We start from the raw sequence: 22838 nt of genomic DNA, 5'->3' as shown, positions 1-22838 counted from the left end.
AATCGCGAGATATTAACACATAGCAAAGTAAAATGGTCAGACCCTTCGCGTAATGTGAATCTAAGAGTTCAAAAAATAACCACTTCCCTTTTGGTAAAACTTTGGTATACTCGCCGCCGCTTTAAATTGTTCTTTAACATCTTGTGGGAAAAACCATATGCATCCAATGCTAAACATTGCGATACGCGCTGCGCGTAAAGCTGGCAACCATATTGCTAAATCTCTAGAAACAACTGATAAGATCGAAACGTCTCTAAAAGGTAACAACGATTACGTTACTAACATTGCTCAAGAAGCTGAGTACATGATCATTGAGACAATCAAAGCATCTTACCCAGAGCACAGCATTATTTCTGAAGAGAAAGGCCTAATCGAAGGTAAAGACTCTGACGTACAATGGATCGTTGACCCACTAGATGGCACCAACAACTTTGTAAAAGGTTTCCCTCACTTCTCTGTATCTATCGCTGTTCGCATGAACGGTCGTACAGAAGTTGCTTGTGTTTACGACCCAATGCTAAACGAGCTATTCACAGCTCAACGTGGCGCTGGTGCTCAACTAAACAACGCTCGTATGCGTGTTACTCAGCTTAAAGACCTTCAAGGTACTGTTCTAGCAACTGGTTTCCCATTCAAAGCTAAGCAACACTCTGAGTCTTTCATGAAGATCATCTCTGGTCTATTCATCGACTGTTCTGATTTCCGTCGTACTGGTTCTCCAGCACTTGACCTATGTTACCTAGCGGCTGGCCGTGTTGACGGTTACCTAGAACTAGACCTAAAACCATGGGATATGGCTGCAGGTGATCTAATCGCACGTGAAGCAGGCGCAATCCTGACTGATTTCGCTGGCGGTACTGACTACATGAAGTCTGGTAACGTTGTAGCTTCAAGCGCACGCGGTGTTAAAGCAATTCTTAAGCACGTTCGTGAGAACGCAAACGAAGGTATGCTGAAGTAATTCAGGCCTTACGTTAATAGTCTCTATTTAATAGAGCGCTAAATATTCAAAGCCTCGCACATGCGGGGCTTTTTTGTATCTGTGGTTCAAGGATTCGAGCAGAATAGCGCTTATGACATTAAGTGCAACTCACCTCGAACGTAATTTGTATTGAGTTTTCCTACAAAATTCAGGCATAAAAAAACCGCTAGTTGCCTAGCGGTTTTTCTGGTTTAACGAAACTTGTTAAGCCAAGGCTTATGGCATTTCGTCAAACTCTTCACCTTCTTTTTCCACTTGTGGTGGCATTAGGTGTTCACGTGTAATACCCAACTTCATAGCCAGTGCAGAAGCAACATAGATAGAAGAGTAAGTACCAACCGTAATACCTAGTAGAAGTGCAGTCGCGAAACCGTGAATCATAGCGCCGCCCTGAACAAACAGTGCGATAACTACGAACAAGGTTGTACCAGAAGTGATCAACGTACGGCTCAATGTTTGTGTGATTGAGCTGTTCAGTACTTCAGGGGCTTCGCCTTTACGCATCTTACGGAAGTTCTCACGAATACGGTCGAATACAACAATGGTGTCGTTGAGCGAGTAACCGACTACCGTTAGCAAGGCAGCTACGATGGTCAGGTCGACCTCAATTTGCATTAGAGAGAATACGCCCAGCGTGATGATAACGTCGTGCGCCAGTGCAAGTACCGCACCTGCCGCCAAACGCCATTCGAATCGCACAGATACGTAGATCAAGATACAGATAAGAGAAACTAGGATAGCAAGGCCACCCGCTTCTGTTAGCTCATCACCTACGTTAGGGCCAACAAACTCGATACGACGCATTTCAACTTGTTCACCTGTGCCTTTCTCGATAGCTGAAAGGATTTGGTTACCAAGCGTTTCACCAGCAACGCCATCACGAGGGCGAAGACGTACCATTACATCACGAGCTGAACCGAAGTTCTGTACCGTTGCATCACCAAAGCCTTCGGCTTCAAGTGCACTACGGATATCAGGAAGGTGTGCTGGTTGTTCAAAACCCACTTCAATCAGAGTACCGCCAGTAAAGTCTAAACCCCAGTTCAACGATTTCGTTGTAAGAGTGAAGATAGCTGCACCAATCATCAAGATAGAGAGAACAAAGGCAACCTTTGACCAACGCATAAAGTCGATCATTTTTTGTGCTTTTAGAATCTGAAACATATTAATTCCTAGCCTTAGATCGACAGTTTCTTAACGCGTTTGCCGCCATACATCAGGTTCACGATACAACGTGTGCCGACAATAGCTGTAAACATAGAAGTCAGGATACCGATAGACAGCGTTACCGCGAAGCCTTTGATCGCACCAGTACCAACCGCAAATAGAATGATTGCCGTTAGAAGCGTGGTGATGTTCGCATCGGCGATTGTGCTGAATGCGTTCGCGTAACCTTGGTGAATCGCTTGTTGTGGACTGCGTCCCTCTCGAAGCTCTTCACGTATACGCTCAAAGATTAGTACGTTGGCATCGACCGCCATACCGACCGTTAATACGATACCGGCAATACCTGGTAGCGTCATGGTTGCACCAGGGATCATTGACATCACACCAATAATCAATACCAAGTTCGCCATTAGCGCAACGTTCGCGATAAGACCAAAGCTACGGTAGTAAAGCAGCGTAAATAGCATTACTGCAGCCATACCCCAAACCATCGCCATGATACCCATATCGATGTTTTGTTGACCCATAGATGGACCAATCGTACGTTCTTCAACAATCGAGATAGGCGCAATCAGAGCACCAGCACGAAGTAGAAGTGCCAAGTTATGAGCTTCAGCTGTAGAGTCGATACCAGTAATACGGAAGTTACGGCCAAGAGCAGATTGAATCGTCGCTTGGTTAATCACTTCTTCATGCTTAGTAAGAATCACTTTACCTTCAGGTGTCTTACGACCGCTGTCTTTGTACTCTGCAAATACGGTTGCCATTAGCTTACCGATATTTTGACGAGAGAACGCAGACATCTTGCTACCACCTTCGCTGTCTAGCGAGATATTAACTTGAGGACGACCATATTCATCAACACTTGAACTTGCATCTGTAATGCTAGAACCACCTAGGATAACGCGCTTCTTAAGTACCACAGGGCGACCGTCACGGTCTTGCTTGATTTCACTACCAGCAGGGGCACGACCAGAAGCGGCAGCAGCTAAGTCAGCACTGCTGTCAACTTCACGGAATTCAAGCGTTGCTGTCGCACCAAGGATTTCTTTAGCACGAGCCGTGTCTTGAACACCTGGCAATTCCACTACGATACGGCTAGCGCCTTGACGTTGAACCAAAGGCTCAGCAACACCAAGTTCGTTCACACGATTACGTAGAATGGTAATGTTTTGCTCTACCGCGTAGTTACGGATTTCTTGAAGACGAGCTTCAGTGAAGTTAGCAATCAAAGAAAAACGACCATTCGAGTCAGAGTCTACGAATGTCATGTCTTGGTGCTTAGATTGCAGTAGCGATTTCGCTTCAGCAAGCTGCTCTTCATTACGTAAGATCACTTCTACCGCATCTTTGCCCGATGGACGAATTGCACGGTAACGGATCTTCTCTTCACGAAGTTCACTACGGAACGCTTCTTCTTGTTGGCCAACTAGCTTTTCCATTGCAGCGTCCATATCCACTTCCATCAAGAAGTGAACACCACCACGTAGGTCAAGACCAAGCTTCATTGGTGCAGCACCAATAGATTCAAGCCAATCCGGTGTTGAAGCCGCTAGGTTTAATGCAACGATAACGTCTTCGTCTAATGCTTCAGTGATAACATCACGAGCACTAATTTGAGAGTCTGTGTCATTAAAGCGAACAAGAATGGAACCGTTTTCGAGAGCAACGGATTTAGTTGAAAGGTTTTCTGCTTCAAGAGCATTGGTGACAGCATCCAGCGTAGACATATCTACAGAGGCGCCACGCGCCCCTGTAACTTGAACTGCCGGATCTTCACCGTATATATTTGGAAGTGCGTACAACGCAGCGATGGCAATGGTAAACACCACCATCAGGTACTTCCATAACGGATAACGGTTTAGCACAGCGAGGATCCTCTAGCTGTTTATAGAGATTTCAGAGTACCTTTTGGTAGCACTGCTGTTACGAAGTCTTTCTTGATAACTACTTCGTTGTTTGCGTTCAGTTCGATCGCAACGTAGTCGTTGTCTTCTGCAATCTTAGTGATTTTACCGATCAGACCGCCGCTAGTAAGAACTTCGTCGCCTTTGCCCATAGAAGCCATTAGGTTTTTGTGCTCTTTAACGCGCTTAGCTTGTGGACGGTAGATCATGAAGTAAAAGATCACAGCGAACATGCCTAGCATGATAAGCATTTCGAAACCGCCGCCTGCTGGTGCACCTTCTGCTGCTGCGTGAGCTTGAGAAATAAACATTTAAAACATCCTCTATTTATATTTTCGTAATTGTTTGTCTAATTGGGTTGTATCCCTTTATTTTCAAGCCCCGTCCCTCCGAAGAGAGACAGGGCTCGCAAAAAAGAAATACTAAGATTCTTTACCTAGTGGTGGCACTTCACGCCCCATTCTTGCGTAGAACTCTGCAACAAACTCTTCAAAGCGGTCTTCATCGATAGACTGACGAATGTCAGACATTACTCGTTGGTAGAAACGCAGGTTATGAATCGTGTTCAGTCGAGCACCTAGGATTTCGTTACAACGATCCAAATGGTGCAAGTACGACTTGCTGTAGTTCTTACAAGTGTAACAGTCACACTCTGAATCTAGTGGTGTTGTATCGGTTTTATGCTTCGCATTACGGATCTTGATCACACCTTCAGTCACAAACAGGTGGCCGTTACGTGCATTTCGCGTTGGCATTACACAGTCAAACATATCGATACCACGGCGAACACCTTCAACTAGGTCTTCCGGTTTGCCTACGCCCATTAGGTAACGTGGCTTATCTTCAGGCAGTTGAGGACATGTGTGCTCAAGAATGCGGTGCATATCTTCTTTTGGTTCGCCTACTGCTAGGCCACCTACTGCGTATCCATCAAAGCCAATTTCAGTTAGGCCTTTAACCGATACATCACGTAGGTCTTCGTATACACCACCTTGAACGATACCGAATAGTGAGTTCGGGTTTTCAAGTTTGTCGAAGTGGTTACGAGAACGCTCAGCCCAACGAAGAGACATCTCCATTGAGTCTTTCGCTTCTTTGTGTGTCGCAGGGTAAGGCGTACACTCATCAAAAATCATTACGATGTCTGAGCCTAGGTCTTTTTGGATTTCCATAGACTTCTCAGCGTCCATGAAGATCTTGTCACCGTTTACCGGGTTACGGAAGTGAACACCCTCTTCAGTGATTTTACGCATCGCACCTAAGCTGAATACTTGGAAGCCGCCTGAATCGGTCAGGATAGGACCTTGCCAGTTCATGAAATCGTGCAAGTCACCGTGCATTTTCATGATTTCTTGACCAGGACGTAGCCATAGGTGGAACGTGTTACCTAGTAGGATTTCAGCACCTGTGTCTTTTACTTCTTCAGGAGTCATACCTTTTACAGTACCGTAAGTACCTACAGGCATGAATGCTGGTGTTTCGACAGTACCGCGCTCAAACTGAAGTTGACCACGACGCGCACCAGCGTTTGTTTTTTTAAGTTCGTATTTTAATTTCACGAAGCCTCCAATATGCCAGAGAAACAATCTGACTGTTAATTCAGAGCTTAAGTTAGCCTTAATACTCTATGAGGAGCGGTCGCGTATTCCTTGCGAGAGATTAGACAGAGACCCTGCCCGACTCCTAGCTTACTGCTAGCACCCGTAAATTCTTATTTATATCGCTTATAACCAGCTAAAATCAGCTAGTTTTCTTGTTGATGAACATCGCGTCACCATAGCTGAAGAAGCGGTATTCGCTCTTCACTGCATGATCGTATGCAGCCATCACATGGTCGTAACCTGCAAACGCACTCACCAACATAATCAGAGTCGATTCAGGTAGGTGGAAGTTAGTGATAAGGCAATCGACCAACTGGTATTCGTAACCAGGGAAAATAAAGATTTCTGTATCACCAAAGAATGGCACTAATTCTGTACCGTTTTTCAGAGCGTCTTGTGCTGCACTTTCTAGAGAACGAACCGATGTTGTACCCACTGCGATAATACGTCCACCACGAGCTTTCGTTGCCGCAACCGCATCCACCACTTCTTGCGGTACTTCAACGTACTCTGCATGCATGTGGTGATCGTTGATGTTGTCTACTTTTACTGGCTGGAATGTGCCCGCGCCAACGTGCAGCGTTACATATGCAAACTCAACGCCTTTAGCTTTCATGTCTGCCATTAGCTTGTCGTCAAAGTGAAGACCCGCTGTTGGTGCAGCTACTGCACCTGGCTTTTCATTATAGACCGTCTGGTAACGCTCTTTATCTGCGTCTTCATCTGGACGATCAATATAAGGAGGCAGTGGCATGTGACCAACGCTGTTCAGAATCTCTAAAACGCTTTGATCAGATGTGAAATGGATTTCAAATAACGCATCATGACGCGCGACCATTTCTGCTTCGTACTCATCATTCTCACCAAGGAACAGCTTAGTACCCGGCTTTGGTGACTTAGAACAACGAACATGAGCCAGAATGCTTTTCTCATCCAGCATACGCTCAACCAACACCTCAAGCTTACCGCCTGAAGCTTTGCGACCAAATACACGAGCAGGGATAACGCGAGTGTTGTTGAAAACAACCAGATCGCCTGGTTCCACCAAATCTAAAACGTCCTTGAACGAACCATCAGTTAGGTTGCCGTTATTGCCATCTAATTTAAGCAGGCGGCTTGCTGTACGCTCTTCTTGAGGGTAGCGAGCAATGAGTTCATCTGGTAGGTCAAAGTGAAAATCTGAAACTTGCATGTGTCTAGTCTTGTCTTAGTTGATGAGATTTGTGCTGTTGACGAATAATAAATCGTTGCCGCTAATCAATCGTTACAGTGAGTAAACCGTTACCGTAAACAAAGCGCAAACACGACTAAAAATTTCGCAGTGGGCTAGTATAGGCACACGAGCCGCAATAGCAAGGTTTACAGCTATGGATTATTGTAAAGAGGCGTAAAATAATGCTACCGATTCACCGCTTCAAGTTAGAGAATTAGTTGCATAAAACTCTCTCAAAAATGCGCCACCTCTCAGTTATTTTTTGGATAAAAAACTATAGTGAGAACAACAAATGAATAATAAGGAGGTTCGTATGATCAAGGTTGAAGATATGATGACTCGCAACCCTCATACTTTATTGCGCTCACATTCATTGGCCGATGCTAAGCACACCATGGAAGCTCTTGATATCCGCCATATCCCAGTCGTCGATGCCGATAGAAAACTATTGGGCGTAGTCACCCAACGAGACGTTCTCGCCGCCCAAGAATCTAGCCTACAAAACATTCCGCCAGCTCAATCTTTTACCCTATCGACTCCTCTCAACGACATCATGCACAAAAACGTTATGTCAGTAGAGCCTCGAGCTGGGTTAAAAGAGTCTGCTATTTACATGCAGAAGCATAAAGTGGGCTGCTTACCAGTGGTCAGTCATGGCGAGCTGGTTGGCATCATCACCGACAGTGACTTCGTCACCATCGCGATTAACTTGCTTGAACTGCAAGAAGAAGTAGAGCCAGAAGAAGCTGAAGTGGATTGAGGCAGCAATAAAAAGAGCCTCATGACATCATGAGGCTCTATCGCCAGATCACTTTCGTCAATAGAAATAAAATACCACTCCCCCGGACCCATTCGAAAAAACGCATCAGAACGCTACACCATATGAATTTAGTTGAATATGATATTAATACGATTTATATTATTCGCCATAAAAATTTATTTTGGGGGTTAAATAAAAATTATTTTCATCAATAGGTATCCTAGCAATGGTTAAAGCCTGTCATTACTCGCGTCACTGTTGTCGTATTCATGATTGGGCAATCTCTTGAATTTTTTACGTGGACAGTTAATTAGATTAAAAAATTCAAGAAGCCAAGATAATATAGTGACATATAATGGGCTTTGTTGCGTAATTCAATGGAACTAAATCCAGAGCCTACGAACTGATCAGCTACGTCCACTACCTCTCGTAGCTCTATGCCTAAACCTCGTTACAAAACAACCAACTGGAAGCAATATAACCAATCACTCATTAACCGTGGTTCTCTGACCTTTTGGATTGATGAAGAGGCAATAAGCGGCTGGGCGCAAAGCAAACAAAATAAGCGTGGGAGGCCACGTCGGTTCAGTGATTTAGCTATCACGACAGCACTCATGGTGAAACGGGTTTTTTCTATGCCATTGAGAGCGCTGCAAGGATTTATCGACTCGATATTTAGGTTAGCCCATGTACCGTTAAGTTGTCCGCATTACACCTGCATCAGTCGTAGAGCCAAGCAAGTTGAGGTCTCATTTAAGACTAAAACGAGAGGAGCGATACAGCACCTGGCCATTGATGCTACTGGCCTTAAGGTTTATGGCGAAGGTGAATGGAAAGTCAAAAAACATGGGACGGATGGCAAGCGTAGAGTCTGGCGAAAGCTTCATATTGCCGTCGATACCAACACTCATGAGATCATTGCCGCCGAGCTAAGTTTATCAACGGTTACAGATGGAGAAGTACTCCCGAATTTACTAAAACAAACACGCCGAAGTATCCTTGAGGTGTCTGGTGATGGCGCTTATGACACAAGAGCGTGTCACGCTGCTATTAAGATTAAGCGAGCCGTTGCGCTTATTCCCCCAAGAGAAAGAGCAGCCTTCTGGGAGCGTGGTCACCCTCGAAATATCGCCGTGGGTTGCCAGAAGCTATACGGTTCAAATAAGTATTGGAAAGAGCGGTATGGATACCACAGACGTTCATTGTCAGAAACAGCGATGTATCGAGTTAAACAGTTGCTAGGAGGCCGATTGAGCTTAAGAAATTACAATGCACAGGTGGGGGAAACTTACGCGATGATAAAAGCGTTGAACAAGCTTACTGGGTTAGGTATGCCTGAAACTTGTCGTATTGACTAAAAAGCATGCGAAACAGGGTGGCTCTGTCTCTAAACTGAATTACGCAACAAAGCCCATATAATGTTACAATTTACATAGACTGATAATTAAAATGAACAAAGAAGATACAGTAAAAACGAACGCTTGGTTTTTATTTTTTACTCTACTCCTATCTTACTCAATTTATTTCTGGCCTAACACCAAGGCAGGCAATGAAGATGTATATTTTTTATCGACAGCGTCATTCTCAATTACAATTTTTTTCTTTGCATTCCTTTTACCTTATTTTATCTATTTCAATTTCAATTATTTGATGGGACGCGTAAACAAGGACATTTCAGGTAGAAGGTCTATTTTAGTTTTAATTATAGCGATTATCGCGATCCCTTATCCTAGTTTTGAGTATTACTCTGACCTTGATAATTTGAAAAATCAACATAGTAAATCCTATTGCGGGTCTGAACTTAAAACTGGTCGTTCAACACAACTACTAGAAAAGTTTTCATTCAATAAACAGTGTGGAAAATAATAATAAAGGATGGCTATAAAAATATCAGAATATGAGTACTCGATAATATGCTTAGTAATCATTGCCGTATGCAGTTACCCATTCATATACTTCCCTTCGGGGGAGTATGATTCAGATAGAGTTTACTTTGTTACTGTACTAAGCTCATTTTTTATGTTTTTTCTCTTAGTGTTTACCGTGGCACAGCTCGCACTGATAATAAAAAATAGGGATGATAAGTACCAAACTAAAAATCATAATATGGGTATTTATTTTATCATAGCCATATCACTATCTACTTTTTATTACTTTAAGGTTGAAGAGTATAAAGAAACAAGCACTAGTCACGTATATTGCGGGGCAATATTAAAGATGAGAAGTTCTGTAGGTTTTTTAGAAAAGTTTGCGCTTTCACAGGAAAAATGCGGCGGCGGATTATGAAAAAATCATTCCTACTTCTTAAGTTTTCTTCTTTTACTTTAGGCTATACTTTCCTATCTTTTTTAGTCTACGGACTTGCAGTAGATACCTACCAATTTTGGGTATCCGGTATTGAAAAGCAAGCAAGAGTGGTGAACCTTGATCATGTTCAAGTTCATACTAAAGGGTCTAAAACTTATTATTATAAACTAGATATAGATAATATTTTATCAATTCATGGATTCGATTTCGAACTGGTTAAAAATGAAAAGTATAATATTTTAACTATAGAGAATGATAAGAAAATAATTATTGCTGACAAATCTAGCAGTCTGTTCGATATTTTTCTATCTGTGTTTGGACCAATCACTACTTATAGTATATTTTTTATTCTACTGTATTTTTTATATAAATCTGTAAAATACTATTTCGCAAAATCCAAAAAACCATACGATTTAACATAATCGTATGGGTTTCTGCAAAAATGGCAATCAAGGACTATTGTTAAGGTGACTAACTTTAAAGCAATTCAGACACCACATCGGCTAACAGGTCGAAATGACGAGACGGCTAGCGACGAGTCTGTATAAATTTAATTAAATATTATTTAAACAGCCCCTCTGGGGCTATCATATACCTACACAGGAAAAGATATGAAACTACGAAAGCACAAACAAGCTATTAGGTTTACGATTATATTATTAATCAGTTCTTACCCTATATTATACTTCCCACTCGGCTCTTATAGAACCGATAAAATATATCTCTTATCAATACTACTTACTCCTGCTTTCTTTTGGTCTTTTTTCATAAGTATAGTTCAATTAAAATTAATATTTAAAACAAAGAAAGATCATATTAGAATGAAAAATAAAACTTCATATGTTTTACTTGCTATATCGTTCATTCTTTCTTTTCTATATTATTTTAAAATGGAAGATTATAAAAAAAATAGCCCAACTCATATATACTGCGGCCCAGAAATAGAATTAAAAAGCTCGCGTGGTATATTTGAAAAATTCGCCATCACCGAAGAAATGTGTAATGAATGAAAATATCAAAATATAAGTACTCGATAATATGCTTAGCAACCATTATTGTATGCAGTTACCCGTTCATATACTTCCCTTCAGGAGAGTATGACTCAGAAAGAATTTACTTTTTTTCTGTAATAAGTTCATTTATTGCATTTTTTTTATTTACATACACCATCGTACAGCTAGTACTAATAATAAAAAATAGAGATGACAAATACCAAACTACAAATCATCATATCGGTGTTTACTTTATAATAGCCATATCACTATCTACTCTTTATTATTTAAAAGTTGAAGATTATAAGGAAAATAGCGCGGACTACGTATATTGTGGTTCAATAATGAAAATGAAACTGAGAGGTTCAGTGGGGCTTTTAGAAAAGTTTGCGCTTTCACAGGAAAAATGCGGCGACGGATTATGAAAAAATCATTCCTACTTCTTAAGTTTTCTTCTTTTACTTTAGGCTATACTTTCCTATCTTTTTTGGTCTACGGACTTGCAGTAGATACCTACCAATTTTGGGTATCCGATATTGAAAAGCAAGCAAGAGTGGTAAGCCTTGATCATGTTCAAGTTCATACTAAAGGGTCTAAAAATTATTATTATAAACTAGATATAGATAATATTTTATCAATTCATGGATTCGATTTCGAACTGGTTAAAAATGAAAAGTATAATATTTTAACTATAGGTAATGATAAGAAAATAATTATTACTGACAAATCTAGCAGTCTGTTCGATATTTTTCTATCTGTGTTTGGACCAATCACTACTTATAGTTTATTTTTTATATAAATCTGTAAAATACTATTTCGCAAAATCCAAAAAACCATACGATTGAACATAATCGTATGGGTTTCTGCAAAAATGGCAATCAAGCGCTATATGAAATTACAGTAACTCAGATACCACATCGGCTAATTGGTGGAAAGTTTCACGGCGTGACGAGCTTGGTCGCCAAACAAGGCCGATATCGCGGTAGGCTTGTTGACCTGGCGGATCAATAACCACCAGGTTTTGATTTTCCAGCAATCCATGGTCGATAGCCATTTGTGGAATAAAGGTGGTTCCTAAACCGTTCGCGACCATTTGCACCAATGTATGGAGGCTTGTGGCAGTGAACGGGTTTATTTTCTCTTTGTCGGTTAACTTACAGGCTGACACCGCGTGCTCAGTTAAACAGTGCTCGTTCTCCAATAAGAATACAGACTCGTCTGGCAGGTCATCATATTTAATTGGGACACGAATACCATCTGCTTGATTACGGCTGATGACCATTCTAAAAGGATCTTGCCCAACCACTTTGCTCTCCATGTTGTCGATATCGACAGGTAGAGCCAGAATCAATACATCTAATTCTCCATGACGCAGTGCTGCGAGTAAGTTCGTTGTGGTGTCTTCACGTAGCAGTAAGTTTAGCTGAGGAAAGCGCTGGTTGGCTTCTTGTACCAAATCGCACAAAAGAAATGGCGCAATGGTAGGGATACATCCAACTCGCAGCTGGCCTTGCATCGCATCGCCGTTACATAGGTTTCCGAGTTCAACCAAATCTTGCCCTTTCGCCAATAACTCTCGGCCATGCTTCACCACCAGCTCTCCCGCTTGAGTGAAAACGAGTGGGCTCTTTTTATCTTTCTTCTCATACAAAGGGCAACCGATCAGCTCTTCTAGGTTTTGGATACCTTTACTCAGAGTAGATTGGCTAACGAAACAGCGATCAGCGGCGTCGCTAAAGTGGCGTGTTTCGTGAAGAGTAACAAGATAGTGAAGTTGCTTAAGACTTGGCCATTTATTCATGAAATTACTTTGTAATATGAGTAGGATAAGTTACAAGAAGGTCCTAAGACCTGAGAAAAGGACAAAGAATAAGCTTATCGCTTTTTTCGATGGACTTAATCTATTTAATTCGCTTTTTTCTATAGTACCGATTGTACTATAGTTTGTCGCGTAGAAACGGAGCCCAAACAAAGATGTGTTGGGCCAACTAATTTTTTAGGAGATTCCAAAATGGTACTAGTAGGTCGTCAAGCCCCTGACTTTACTGCAGCAGCTGTTCTAGGTAACGGTGAGATCGTTGATAACTTCAACTTCGCAGAATTCACTAAAGGTAAGAAAGCGGTTGTTTTCTTCTACCCACTAGACTTCACTTTCGTTTGTCCTTCAGAGCTAATCGCTTTCGACAACCGTCTAGAAGATTTCCAAGCTAAAGGCGTTGAAGTAATCGGTGTTTCTATCGATTCTCAATTCTCTCACAACGCATGGCGTAACACTGCTATCGCTGACGGCGGTATCGGTCAAGTTAAATACCCACTAGTTGCTGACGTTAAGCACGAAATCTGCAAAGCATACGATGTTGAGCACCCAGAAGCAGGCGTTGCTTTCCGTGGTTCTTTCCTAATCGACGCTGACGGCCTTGTACGTCACCAAGTAGTTAACGATCTTCCACTAGGTCGTAACATCGACGAAATGCTACGCATGGTAGACGCACTAAACTTCCACGAGAAGAACGGTGAAGTTTGTCCTGCACAATGGGAAGAAGGTAAATCAGGTATGGACGCATCTCCAAAAGGTGTTGCAGCATTCCTATCTGAGCACGCTGACGACCTAAGCAAGTAATTACATTCTTAAGCCCGACTCAACACGGGTGAATGGTTGGATGACTCTCTATAAAGAGAAATAAAGCATAAGCTACAGCGCAAAGCGCACCGCCAATCAGTTAAGAAGTAAAGTATTATTCAAAGCCCGAAGTTAACGCTTCGGGCTTTTTGCATCTATTGCTTCAACAATGCTTTATTCCTTGCTCATGTCTTCTATGAATAGGGGTAACCGCAAAGCGAAACTTTACCTCTATTTTCCTCTATCACTACCTATTCAGAATCGTCTCAAGCTTGCTATGATTTCCTCATTCTCAATTTGAACGAGTAAAATATCATGAATATCGAAATTGAAGTTTGTATCGATAACCTAGAATCCCTACACAATGCCCTAGCAGGCGGAGCGAATCGTATTGAGCTCTGCTCTTCACTAGCACTTGGTGGATTAACTCCAAGCTTAGGTATGATGAAGCAAGCCGCTCGCATTTCATCGGTTCCCGTGTACGCAATGATTCGACCAAGACAAGGCGACTTCATCTTCGATAATGACGACGTGATGTGCATGCTTGATGATATCCAAGCCGCTGCCGATGCTGGTTTAGATGGTGTGGTATTAGGTGTGCTTACCGCTCAAGGTGAAATAGACATGGCTGCTATGAAAGCACTAACCTCAAAAGCCCACCAGCTAAAACTTGGCGTGACCTTTCACCGTGCTATAGACCAACTTAAGGATTACCAAAAAGCGCTAGAACAAATTATCGAACTTGGCTGTGAACGTGTTTTAACTTCAGGTTTAGCAAGTAACGCGGAGCAAGGAAAAGATATTCTCAAGGAGATGGTTAGGCTCACTCAAGGCCGCTTAGATATTATGGCTGGGGCAGGCGTTACCGCTGAAAATGGCCGACAAATTCTCAAGCACACTGGCGTTCAAGCACTGCATCTGTCTGGCAAGTCGACAAGACCAAGCCTAATGACACAAGCCTCTCAAGCTCAAATGGGGCATGACGATGTAGACGATTACTTAATCCCAGTAACAAGCACGGCAAAGATTCAAGATCTGATAGCCTCGCTTAACAAATAGATAAACACCGAGAGCTGACTAAACACCAACACAACATAGCTAGTAAAAGCCCAGAAGTCACGTATATTAGTAAACTCAATATGGCGACTCATGGAATGTTATGGCTAAGGATCTATTCAGCTCTCTTGATTTAAACCTATTGCGTACCTTTTTAATTGTTTACCAGGAAAAAAACACCAGAAAGGCAGCGGAGCGTTTATTTGTCTCTCAACCAGCAGTGAGTCAAGCTCTACAGAAACTGCGTCATCACTTCTCGGATGATCTATTCGTGAAAGTACATGGAGGACTGCAAGCTACTGCTTTTTGTGAAGACCTTGCCAATACAATAACCCCTCACTTTCATGGATTAGAATCAGCACTCAATAAATCGATTCAATTTAAACCTAGCGATATTGATTTTAAGATCCGCCTAGCACTCTCTCCTGTAGTACTTACTTGTCTTTCAGGCTCTCTATATGCACGGATAAAAGCGCAAGCACCCAACGCTCAACTGGAGCTATTAAGTTGGAACCTATCGACGCAGGAAGATATTCAAAAAGGCATCATCGACTTAGGTGTTAGTTATGTCATTACGAATTCAACAAAAGAAGTTTACACTAAGAAGCTCCTAGACCTAACTGGGCGCGTTTTTGTTAGGCAAGACCACCCAATCAAGAAATCCCTGATAGAGCCAAAGGACATGGCTGGTTTTGAAATAGCTTCAATGATCTCTCCTGGTTGGAATGATAATTATAGTTACGCAGCAAAGTTACTTGAGCGCTACTCTATTGAACACAAAGTTGGTTTTCGTTCAGAACTTATCATGGCCATTATCGATGTGATCTTACACACCGACATGTACATGCCCCACTCCAACATATTTCCAGTGGAGAATTACCCAGGCTTAAGAGCGATTGATGTGTTAGTTGAAGGAGAGCATTACAAAATGCCAATTCATGCTCACATGCATATCAAAAACCGTAACGCTCCAATAACCCTCTGGCTATTTTCAGAGATCAAGCAAGCTTTAATAGAACAAGTTAATAAGCAAGACTTATCACAAGTATAAAAATAGCTACTTAGCCTAAAAATAATACACTGTTTAATATTTACTCCATCGACACGGAGTCAATAAATTAAACCATAGTAAGGATGCTCAATATTTAATCTTATTGAGAGTGTATTCAATGAAAAAATCAATTATTGCAGTGTCACTAGCTACTGTATTTTCACTTCCTGCGATCGCAGATGTTGATGTTCAAAACCCAATTTGGAATGAACAGCCATCAAACCCAATTGAACAGGTACCCACTCAACCTCAGCTACCTGTTCAACCAATACTACCGGCACCTTCTCAACCTATCGAGCAAGTACCAAGTAATCCAATTGAAAAACCAAAGCCTTCACAGCCGATTGAACAAACCCCAACTCAACCTCAATTGCCTGTACAGCCAACATTACCAGAGCCATCTCAACCAATTGAAAATACACCATGGCAGCCACCTGTAGATAATAGTCCAGAGCGTCCTAGCCCAGATTACGGTGATACACCGGATATCTCAGGCCCGACAGAAGCCGAACGCTCATCTGCATTAGAGTTAGGTCAAGCAGAGCTTCAAAGTAACTTCGAAGCAATGGCCGCAGAATATAATGCGAAGTTCAATGATCATGCTGAACAAATGGATGGTATTCGTGCAAGTTTGCACGCTGTAACGAATGCTCGTCCATTCGTTACCAACGGTGAATTTGCTATTGGTGCGGGTGTTGGCTTTGCAGGATCGAAAGAAGCACTTGCGTTAGGCGGCGCATACGGAATCAATGAAAGCCTAAGTGTTTCTGGCACTTTCCACTATGAAACATCAGGTAAATACTCATCTTCAGATGTTGCTGGCGGCGTTGGCCTTCAGTACAGCTTTAAATAGAGCACTCTCTCCCTGCTATGGATGGTGGGGACTTCAACAAATAAAAGGTTAGTGTGATTGGAGTGTTGAATGATAAATAGCACAAGTTAGCTTATCATGAGCCTTCATCCCCACTAAGCCATTCTTTTAATTAGATCTTCATAAGGATAAGTTAATGCTAAGGAGTGCATCAATTTACCTCGGTGGTACTATGAAATTTAGAACTCTTCTCCTAGCGTCAGCTTTATTCTCAACCTCAGCTTTTTCAACCGGTCTTCATCTTTCACCCGAACTAAAAATCGGCGCGTATCATGGATTTGGAGTTCAAGTCGGTGTCACTGAAATTGCTGATTTAGGGACGATTTATTTAAGCTATTCTGATATTTGGTATGAAAGTGATCGTTATGATGAAACGGTAAACTCGTATCGAATTGGTATTCAAAACATGTTCGGTTCGCGGCAATTACAAGGCTTTCAAGCTGAAATAGGGCTTGCAGACTATGACGGTGAAAAGACACGTTCTGGTATTACGGAAAGGAAGACAGCGACCGGCCTAAGTTTAGGTGGTGCCTACGTGTATCAAGCGACACCAATACTCGCACTCAGAGCAGGTGCCGACCTAAACCTGTTTGATCACAATAAAACTTTTGTGCCTTACAACACCACTATCAATTTAAACCTAGGCGCGATTCTGAGCTTCTAGCTAGGCTGTTTACTTTAGTGCGTCATCTAGGCTTTGATCGCCAAGGTGGCGTACATCTTTGCCTTTGACGAAGTAGATAATGTACTCACAGATATTCTGGCAACGATCCCCCACTCGCTCAATGGCTCTCGCTGACCACATCACTTGCAAGATATTTGGAATATTCTTCGGGTCTTCCATCATGTAAGTCATCAATTGACGAATCACTGCTTCGTATTCAGCATCCAACTTATCATCAAGTTTGTGTACCTCGGCTGCCGCATCCACATCCATGCGAGCAAATGCGTCTAAAACTTGGTGTAGCATGGTGATCGCTTGTCGACATAAAGGCTCTAGCGATACATGGAATTTTTGTTCTTTTGTCGAAGGGATATCAATCGCACCCTGCGCGATCTTCGAAGCAACATCACCAATACGCTCTAGGTCGGTAATCGTTTTGATGATCGCCATTATCAAACGCAGATCCTTTGCCGTTGGTTGACGCTTGGCAATAATGCGAGTACATGCCTCATCAATCGACACTTCCATCGCATTCACTTTATGGTCATCACGAATCACTTTCTTCGCTAATTCCAAATCATCTTTGTGGAGTGCCTGCATCGCAAAAGAGAGCTGCTGCTCTACTAACCCACCCATAGTCAGTACATGGGTACGGATAGACTCTAACTCGACATTAAATTGTCCTGAGATGTGGCGACCAAATTGCATGTCAGCTCCTTAAAAAGAAATGGATAAGTCACTTATATTGGAGTGACTTAGCTCCAATGATCAGAACGGTAACGTTAACCGTATCGACCAGTAATGTAGTCTTCCGTTTGATTTTTCAATGGCGACGTAAATATTGAATCCGTATCTGAGTACTCGATCAATTTTCCCATATGAATAAAAGCAGTATGGTCACTCACACGCGCAGCCTGCTGCATGTTATGCGTGACGATAACGACCGTATATTGCGTCTTGAGATCGTTGATTAGTTCTTCAATCGTCAACGTTGAAATAGGATCCAATGCCGATGTCGGCTCATCCAACAATAAGACTTCAGGTTCAATCGCGACAGCGCGAGCAATCACCAAACGCTGCTGCTGACCACCAGATAAACCAAAAGCATTTTCATGTAAACGATCTTTTACTTCATCCCACAACGCCGCTGCACGCAGTGATCGTTCTACGGCATCATCCAGATCTCGGCTGTTACTCACACCTTGCAGCCTTAGTCCGTAAACCACATTTTCATAGATAGATTTGGGAAACGGGTTTGGACGCTGAAATACCATGCCGACACGGCGACGCAGAGTCGCAACATCAACTTTAGGATAATAGACATTCTTGCCATGAAGCTTCACTTTTCCGGAAACTTTGCAGCCTTCGACAAGATCGTTCATACGATTGATGCAGCGTAGTAAGGTTGATTTACCACAGCCCGAAGGACCGATAAATGCCGTCACTTGCCCTTTGGGTATCTTCATCGAGATATCATCGAGCGCTTGGCTGTCTTTATAGTAAAGATTGAGCCCTTCGATCGAGATAGCAATTTGTTCTTCCTTTAGATTGTGTACGTCTAAAGGCGCTTGGTAACCCAAGGTTTCATTAATTGAGAACATCTTAATCTTGTCCTAAGGTTCGGTACTTTTCACGTAAGTTATTACGGATATTAATCGCCGTTAAATTCAGTCCCACGATAACCGTAACCAATAAAAACGAAGTCGCATACACCAATGGGCGCGCAGCCTCTATATTCGATGTTTGAAATCCAACATCATAGATATGAAAGCCTAAATGCATGAACTTTCTATCTAAGTGTATGTACGGAAACTGACTATCAACAGGCAAGCTTGATGCAAGTTTTACAACACCCACCAGCATTAATGGAGCCACTTCCCCCGCAGCTCTTGCTATCGCCAAGATCAAGCCGGTAATTATCGCAGGGCTTGCCATAGGCAGAACAATGCGCCACAAGGTCTCAAATTGAGTCGCGCCGAGCGCTAAAGAACCATGCCTTACCGAACTTGGGATACGTGTTAACCCCTCTTCGGTCGTCACAATCACAACTGGGAGCGTTAACACAGCCAAAGTCAGTGCAGACCAAAGTAGACCTGGCGTACCAAAGGTAGGGGCAGGTAGTCGCTCTGCATAAAACAGGGTATCGATCGAGCCACCAATGGTATAAACAAAAAAGCCTAAACCAAAAACGCCATATACGATTGAAGGTACACCGGCTAGGTTGATAACCGCGATTCGAATCAAACGTGTAAGAGCGTTGTTTTTCGCGTATTCATGTAAGTAGATCGCCGCCACTACCCCAAGAGGCATCACCACAATCGACATCAGAATAACCAGTAACACTGTACCAAAGATAGCAGGGAAAACGCCGCCTTCTGAATTGGACTCTCGTGGGTTTTCTGATAAAAACTTCCACACTTGATGGCCCCAATGTCCAACCTTTTCAAGATAAGACATATTGTTTGGGTACCAGTAATCCAGAATATGACTGAGCGAGATTTCAACCTGCTCACCCGTCATATCTTCAACAAGCAGACTCTCAACATTTAGCTGTGTTCTGAGGTGCTCTAGCTTGATTTCGGCTTCATCTAACTGCTTATTGAGCTCAAGCCTAGTTGCGGTATACGTTTTAAGATACTCATCGCTGACAGACTCATTCAGTTCTAACTTGCGCTTTTCTAGGCGTAAGTTTTCCAACTGCCAACTGATATTGCGTATCTCTTGGTTTACCACACGTGACGTTTCAGCGCGCAAGGTGTCAGCGAAAGCTAACCCATCTTTAAGCTTTTGGTCGATATCGGTATAAAAAGTTCCCGATGCCGTTTTAAAGCCAACCGGCTTACCAAAAAAGTAACCACCGCGGCTACGCTCTATAACAGCCCAATCTCGAGGCGTGGTTGGCTCCAATAAGTTCACATCTAGAATCGAAACGAAATCAGCAGGATAGAGTTCTCTATTCGCCACCTTGATGCTCAAACGTTGTATCAGCCCTGTAGCGATGTTTTGAGGTGATAGTAGATCGTGCGCCTGAGGAACTTGCTCTATTGGAATGTATTTGCGTTCATACAGCTGACCGATCAACACATCTTGTTGAGAGACGGTTTCATCAAGGTCAACAACCAGAGACATATCTTTAGAATCGACTTGCCACTGATACAAGGGCGCAGGCCAAAAGTAGGTCAGCCCTTTCCAGCCGATCAGGAGCATCAAACCAAGAACCGAAAGCATACTGATGCTCACTGCCCCACCGGTTAGCCAGATCCATGGCGAGCCAGATTTAACCCATGACAATAACGACTTGAGCCTATTCATCATGTGTTACCTGACAGTGATACATAGAACAACGATACATGCAGTTTGCTAAGCCCCAAAGCTTTGCAGGCCTAGATTCAGATTGAGGTGACGCATTAACACTATAAAGCACGATATTTATCTCTCAATCTTTGTCGAACCCACTCCGCTAGCGAGTTCACAGCGAAGGTAAAAATAAACAGCAATAGCGCAGCTAAGAACAGCAAACGGAAATGCGACCCACCCACTTCCGATTCTGGAAGTTCGACAGCAATGGTCGCGGATAGTGTCCTCATCCCTTCTAAAATATTCCAATCAAGGATTGGCGTGTTGCCTGTCGCCATCAGGACGATCATGGTTTCACCAACAGCTCGCCCTAATCCCATCATAACCGCCGAAAAAATACCGGGGCTGGCTGTCAGTAAAACAACATAAATTAGGGTCTGCCACGCAGTAGCACCAAGCGCGAGTGAACCATCAGACAAGTGCTTCGGCACAGAGAAAATCGCATCCTCAGCAATCGTAAAAATTGTCGGGATGACAGCAAAACCCATCGCGAAACCGACTACTAGAGCATTACGTTGGTCAAAATCAATCCCATAACCAGCTAGGAAAGTGCGTATATCACCGTTAAACAACAAGGCTTCGATACTGTTTCCCGCGGCGAATACCATAACGACCGTTGCAATCAGTACCGGTATCAAGATGAGTGCATGCCAACCATTAGAGAAACGACTTGTCACAACTTTAGGTAAACAGAACCAAACAAGTCCTGTAATCAAAGCACTCAGAGGCAACATTACCATCAAAGAGAATACAGCAGTTAAGTGAGTTTCAACGATTGGCGCAAACCATAGACCCGCGAGGAAACCAATGATTACGGTAGGCAGAGCTTCCATTAGCTCAATCGACGGCTTCACTACTCGTCGCATGCGTGGCGACATAAAGTAAGCGGTATAAATAGCCCCCAGTACAGCAATAGGTACCGCAAACATCATGGCAAATAGCGCAGCTTTGATGGTACCAAAGGTGATCGGAACTAAACTGAACTTCTCTTCAAAGTCATCATTAGCGGAGGTTGATTGCCATACATACTGTGGCTCTGGATAGCTCTCGTACCAGACTTTTTGCCACAGCGATGAAAATGAAATCTGAGGATATTCATTGTCGACTTTCGCTACACTGATTTTATCATCAATCAATGTTGCCAAATGTAGCTCATTAGCCGACATCGCAGCCAATTGAGGTGACTTATCAAACGCACGCTCAAACAGAGACAACTTTTCGCTGGTCGTATAATGGCTCTGTAATGTGCCGTTTTTATAGAAGCTATAGAAACCTTTTCGGTAAGTATCTGGCAGGATAAATTGTACTTCTTCAGCGAGCTGGAAATCTCGAATATGGGTTAGACTGCGCTTTTCATCTTTAAGTACATCAAACCATTGAGAAACTTGCCCATCCTGATGCGTAACCAACAACGAATAAGCACCAGACAACAAATCGATACTTTTCACACCGTGTTTGGCGTCATTCAAACTCAGGTCGATCACCTCACGGACATCAAACCCTTTTTCAGCGAGCTTTAGCACCACTAAGTCAGACTTTGCTCGAAGGTATAAAGTCTGCCCATCAGGTGTCATCAATAACTGCTGCTGCGCGCCAAGCTTATCCGATAACCATTGACTATTCTTTAATACATAGCCACCAGCCAAGTCGCTTTGGTACCACTTCACTAGCACTCGTTGGTCAGTTAACTGAGCGGCAACAGTAATATCGCGCCCGCTTTTAGAGAATACGAACTTATCGATCAACGCGCCGTTTGCTGGTTCGTCGGCTAAGAAGGGTTGAGGCAGAGTAACTTGCTCGATTTTTGGTTCAGCTTCAGCGCCCTTTTGGAGTACAGGCGCACTATACTCAGGGTAGAAGAAAGTGATATTGCTTGCGCTATCGGCAAAAGCAAACCAATTTTCAGCAGGGGTATTTCGAGAGAAGGCAATAGGATCTGCTAATACGCTTCGTTCGAAATAAGAGTGTGTATTTTGCGAGTCTAGGTCCCAAAACTGAACCAAACCAGACTTTTCGACAGTAAAGGCGTGTTGACCGTACTCATCAACCGATAGTGCGATAGGCTTATCTACCACAACGGTTTTAACCGCTTGATCAGTCTCTAAACCAGTATCGGAAAATACCGGTAAAATGACCATTGCTAGATATACGAAGATCAAAACCAAGGCAGCTAAAACACTGACACCGCCGCATGTCACCGAAAAACGGACGAGACGATCTTTCAACCATCTTTTTTTGTCGCGCTCTTTCAATGAAAATTGGGCTGAAGCCATCTGTTTATCTACCTTTT

General features: G+C 42.8%; 23 protein-coding genes. 13 read left to right on the top strand and 10 right to left on the bottom strand.

Features of this window, described 5'->3' with window-relative positions:
* The first annotated feature begins 157 nt into the window (after positions 1 to 157).
* On the top strand, positions 158 to 961 hold the full coding sequence (gene suhB, locus OCV52_RS02865; RefSeq protein ID WP_137408156.1) for an inositol-1-monophosphatase: 804 nt from the start codon (positions 158 to 160) through the stop codon (positions 959 to 961).
* A gap of 237 nt (positions 962 to 1198) precedes the next feature.
* Here suhB and secF read toward each other — a convergent pair whose 3' ends face one another.
* The 5 genes from secF to queA all read right to left on the bottom strand — a co-directional run bounded on the left by secF (position 1199) and on the right by queA (position 6849).
* The gene (gene secF, locus OCV52_RS02860) at positions 1199 to 2146 is read right to left on the bottom strand and encodes a protein translocase subunit SecF (protein ID WP_063522624.1); all 948 of its coding nucleotides are present in this window, start codon (positions 2144 to 2146) and stop codon (positions 1199 to 1201) included.
* A gap of 14 nt (positions 2147 to 2160) precedes the next feature.
* On the bottom strand, positions 2161 to 4017 hold the full coding sequence (gene secD / locus OCV52_RS02855) for a protein translocase subunit SecD (RefSeq protein WP_004740346.1): 1857 nt from the start codon (positions 4015 to 4017) through the stop codon (positions 2161 to 2163).
* A 20-nt stretch (positions 4018 to 4037) separates the two neighbouring features.
* Positions 4038 to 4367: a preprotein translocase subunit YajC gene (yajC, locus tag OCV52_RS02850; RefSeq protein ID WP_004740347.1), complete on the bottom strand. Its 330-nt coding sequence runs from the start codon at positions 4365 to 4367 to the stop codon at positions 4038 to 4040.
* 111 nt (positions 4368 to 4478) lie between these two features.
* Positions 4479 to 5615 (bottom strand): tRNA guanosine(34) transglycosylase Tgt, encoded by a 1137-nt coding sequence (tgt, locus tag OCV52_RS02845; RefSeq protein ID WP_004740348.1) that lies wholly within the window; start codon positions 5613 to 5615, stop codon positions 4479 to 4481.
* A 181-nt stretch (positions 5616 to 5796) separates the two neighbouring features.
* Entirely contained in the window at positions 5797 to 6849 is a 1053-nt protein-coding gene (gene queA / locus OCV52_RS02840) for a tRNA preQ1(34) S-adenosylmethionine ribosyltransferase-isomerase QueA (protein WP_004740349.1), read from the bottom strand.
* A gap of 334 nt (positions 6850 to 7183) precedes the next feature.
* Between queA and OCV52_RS02835 the strand changes: the two genes are divergently transcribed.
* The 7 genes from OCV52_RS02835 to OCV52_RS02810 all read left to right on the top strand — a co-directional run bounded on the left by OCV52_RS02835 (position 7184) and on the right by OCV52_RS02810 (position 11728).
* On the top strand, positions 7184 to 7630 hold the full coding sequence (locus OCV52_RS02835; protein WP_004740350.1) for a CBS domain-containing protein: 447 nt from the start codon (positions 7184 to 7186) through the stop codon (positions 7628 to 7630).
* A gap of 437 nt (positions 7631 to 8067) precedes the next feature.
* Positions 8068 to 8988 (top strand): IS5 family transposase, encoded by a 921-nt coding sequence (locus OCV52_RS02830; protein ID WP_261900857.1) that lies wholly within the window; start codon positions 8068 to 8070, stop codon positions 8986 to 8988.
* 91 nt (positions 8989 to 9079) lie between these two features.
* Positions 9080 to 9496, top strand: coding sequence for a hypothetical protein (locus OCV52_RS02825; RefSeq protein ID WP_137408920.1), 417 nt, complete (start codon positions 9080 to 9082; stop codon positions 9494 to 9496).
* Positions 9497 to 9511: 15 nt separating this feature from the next.
* Positions 9512 to 9916: a hypothetical protein gene (locus OCV52_RS02820; RefSeq protein ID WP_137408921.1), complete on the top strand. Its 405-nt coding sequence runs from the start codon at positions 9512 to 9514 to the stop codon at positions 9914 to 9916.
* Entirely contained in the window at positions 9913 to 10359 is a 447-nt protein-coding gene (locus OCV52_RS02815) for a hypothetical protein (RefSeq protein ID WP_137408919.1), read from the top strand. The genes OCV52_RS02820 and OCV52_RS02815 overlap by 4 nt, the downstream gene beginning before the upstream one ends.
* A gap of 584 nt (positions 10360 to 10943) precedes the next feature.
* Positions 10944 to 11354 (top strand): hypothetical protein, encoded by a 411-nt coding sequence (locus OCV52_RS25630; protein WP_137408917.1) that lies wholly within the window; start codon positions 10944 to 10946, stop codon positions 11352 to 11354.
* On the top strand, positions 11351 to 11728 hold the full coding sequence (locus OCV52_RS02810) for a hypothetical protein (RefSeq protein WP_240700705.1): 378 nt from the start codon (positions 11351 to 11353) through the stop codon (positions 11726 to 11728). Before OCV52_RS25630 ends, OCV52_RS02810 begins: the two co-directional genes overlap by 4 nt.
* 96 nt (positions 11729 to 11824) lie before the next feature.
* On the opposite strand, the gene OCV52_RS02805 is transcribed toward OCV52_RS02810, so the two are convergent.
* Positions 11825 to 12730 (bottom strand): hydrogen peroxide-inducible genes activator, encoded by a 906-nt coding sequence (locus OCV52_RS02805; protein WP_017632986.1) that lies wholly within the window; start codon positions 12728 to 12730, stop codon positions 11825 to 11827.
* Positions 12731 to 12940: 210 nt separating this feature from the next.
* Here OCV52_RS02805 and OCV52_RS02800 point away from each other — a divergent pair, with 210 nt between their 5' ends.
* From OCV52_RS02800 to OCV52_RS02780, 5 genes are all read left to right on the top strand, one after another.
* A complete protein-coding gene (locus OCV52_RS02800) occupies positions 12941 to 13549 on the top strand; it encodes a peroxiredoxin C (RefSeq protein WP_004740353.1) in 609 nt (202 codons plus the stop codon).
* Positions 13550 to 13864: 315 nt separating this feature from the next.
* The gene (locus tag OCV52_RS02795) at positions 13865 to 14608 is read left to right on the top strand and encodes a copper homeostasis protein CutC (protein WP_137408916.1); all 744 of its coding nucleotides are present in this window, start codon (positions 13865 to 13867) and stop codon (positions 14606 to 14608) included.
* A gap of 100 nt (positions 14609 to 14708) precedes the next feature.
* Complete coding sequence (locus OCV52_RS02790) at positions 14709 to 15656, top strand: LysR family transcriptional regulator (protein ID WP_137408915.1); 948 nt, start codon at positions 14709 to 14711, stop codon at positions 15654 to 15656.
* Between the two features lie 118 nt (positions 15657 to 15774).
* The gene (locus OCV52_RS02785) at positions 15775 to 16509 is read left to right on the top strand and encodes a YadA C-terminal domain-containing protein (RefSeq protein ID WP_137408914.1); all 735 of its coding nucleotides are present in this window, start codon (positions 15775 to 15777) and stop codon (positions 16507 to 16509) included.
* Between the two features lie 190 nt (positions 16510 to 16699).
* A complete protein-coding gene (locus OCV52_RS02780) occupies positions 16700 to 17191 on the top strand; it encodes a hypothetical protein (RefSeq protein WP_137408913.1) in 492 nt (163 codons plus the stop codon).
* A gap of 9 nt (positions 17192 to 17200) precedes the next feature.
* Here OCV52_RS02780 and phoU read toward each other — a convergent pair whose 3' ends face one another.
* From phoU to OCV52_RS02760, 4 genes are all read right to left on the bottom strand, one after another.
* Entirely contained in the window at positions 17201 to 17899 is a 699-nt protein-coding gene (phoU, locus tag OCV52_RS02775; RefSeq protein ID WP_004740358.1) for a phosphate signaling complex protein PhoU, read from the bottom strand.
* A 74-nt stretch (positions 17900 to 17973) separates the two neighbouring features.
* A complete protein-coding gene (pstB, locus tag OCV52_RS02770; protein WP_137408912.1) occupies positions 17974 to 18792 on the bottom strand; it encodes a phosphate ABC transporter ATP-binding protein PstB in 819 nt (272 codons plus the stop codon).
* Between the two features lies 1 nt (position 18793).
* Positions 18794 to 20503: a phosphate ABC transporter permease PstA gene (gene pstA / locus OCV52_RS02765; protein WP_061033308.1), complete on the bottom strand. Its 1710-nt coding sequence runs from the start codon at positions 20501 to 20503 to the stop codon at positions 18794 to 18796.
* 101 nt (positions 20504 to 20604) lie between these two features.
* Positions 20605 to 22821: an ABC transporter permease subunit gene (locus tag OCV52_RS02760; protein WP_137408911.1), complete on the bottom strand. Its 2217-nt coding sequence runs from the start codon at positions 22819 to 22821 to the stop codon at positions 20605 to 20607.
* Between the last annotated feature and the right edge of the window lie 17 nt (positions 22822 to 22838).

Source organism: Vibrio chagasii (assembly GCF_024347355.1).
Lineage (GTDB): Bacteria > Pseudomonadota > Gammaproteobacteria > Enterobacterales > Vibrionaceae > Vibrio > Vibrio chagasii.
The sequence above is the reverse complement of the archived record's forward strand: the minus strand, read 5'-3'. Positions and strand labels throughout refer to the sequence as shown.

Excerpts from the sequence above, each read along its gene's own strand:
- suhB (WP_137408156.1), top strand. The coding sequence starts at position 158 with ATGCATCCAATGCTAAACATTGCGATACGCGCTGCGCGTAAAGCTGGC.
- secF (WP_063522624.1), bottom strand. The coding sequence starts at position 2,146 with ATGTTTCAGATTCTAAAAGCACAAAAAATGATCGACTTTATGCGTTGG.
- yajC (WP_004740347.1), bottom strand. The coding sequence starts at position 4,367 with ATGTTTATTTCTCAAGCTCACGCAGCAGCAGAAGGTGCACCAGCAGGC.
- queA (WP_004740349.1), bottom strand. The coding sequence starts at position 6,849 with ATGCAAGTTTCAGATTTTCACTTTGACCTACCAGATGAACTCATTGCT.
- OCV52_RS02835 (WP_004740350.1), top strand. The coding sequence starts at position 7,184 with ATGATCAAGGTTGAAGATATGATGACTCGCAACCCTCATACTTTATTG.
- OCV52_RS02830 (WP_261900857.1), top strand. The coding sequence starts at position 8,068 with ATGCCTAAACCTCGTTACAAAACAACCAACTGGAAGCAATATAACCAA.
- OCV52_RS02825 (WP_137408920.1), top strand. The coding sequence starts at position 9,080 with ATGAACAAAGAAGATACAGTAAAAACGAACGCTTGGTTTTTATTTTTT.
- OCV52_RS02815 (WP_137408919.1), top strand. The coding sequence starts at position 9,913 with ATGAAAAAATCATTCCTACTTCTTAAGTTTTCTTCTTTTACTTTAGGC.
- OCV52_RS25630 (WP_137408917.1), top strand. The coding sequence starts at position 10,944 with ATGAAAATATCAAAATATAAGTACTCGATAATATGCTTAGCAACCATT.
- OCV52_RS02810 (WP_240700705.1), top strand. The coding sequence starts at position 11,351 with ATGAAAAAATCATTCCTACTTCTTAAGTTTTCTTCTTTTACTTTAGGC.
- OCV52_RS02805 (WP_017632986.1), bottom strand. The coding sequence starts at position 12,730 with ATGAATAAATGGCCAAGTCTTAAGCAACTTCACTATCTTGTTACTCTT.
- OCV52_RS02800 (WP_004740353.1), top strand. The coding sequence starts at position 12,941 with ATGGTACTAGTAGGTCGTCAAGCCCCTGACTTTACTGCAGCAGCTGTT.
- OCV52_RS02795 (WP_137408916.1), top strand. The coding sequence starts at position 13,865 with ATGAATATCGAAATTGAAGTTTGTATCGATAACCTAGAATCCCTACAC.
- OCV52_RS02790 (WP_137408915.1), top strand. The coding sequence starts at position 14,709 with ATGGCTAAGGATCTATTCAGCTCTCTTGATTTAAACCTATTGCGTACC.
- OCV52_RS02785 (WP_137408914.1), top strand. The coding sequence starts at position 15,775 with ATGAAAAAATCAATTATTGCAGTGTCACTAGCTACTGTATTTTCACTT.
- OCV52_RS02780 (WP_137408913.1), top strand. The coding sequence starts at position 16,700 with ATGAAATTTAGAACTCTTCTCCTAGCGTCAGCTTTATTCTCAACCTCA.
- phoU (WP_004740358.1), bottom strand. The coding sequence starts at position 17,899 with ATGCAATTTGGTCGCCACATCTCAGGACAATTTAATGTCGAGTTAGAG.
- pstB (WP_137408912.1), bottom strand. The coding sequence starts at position 18,792 with ATGTTCTCAATTAATGAAACCTTGGGTTACCAAGCGCCTTTAGACGTA.
- pstA (WP_061033308.1), bottom strand. The coding sequence starts at position 20,503 with ATGAATAGGCTCAAGTCGTTATTGTCATGGGTTAAATCTGGCTCGCCA.
- OCV52_RS02760 (WP_137408911.1), bottom strand. The coding sequence starts at position 22,821 with ATGGCTTCAGCCCAATTTTCATTGAAAGAGCGCGACAAAAAAAGATGG.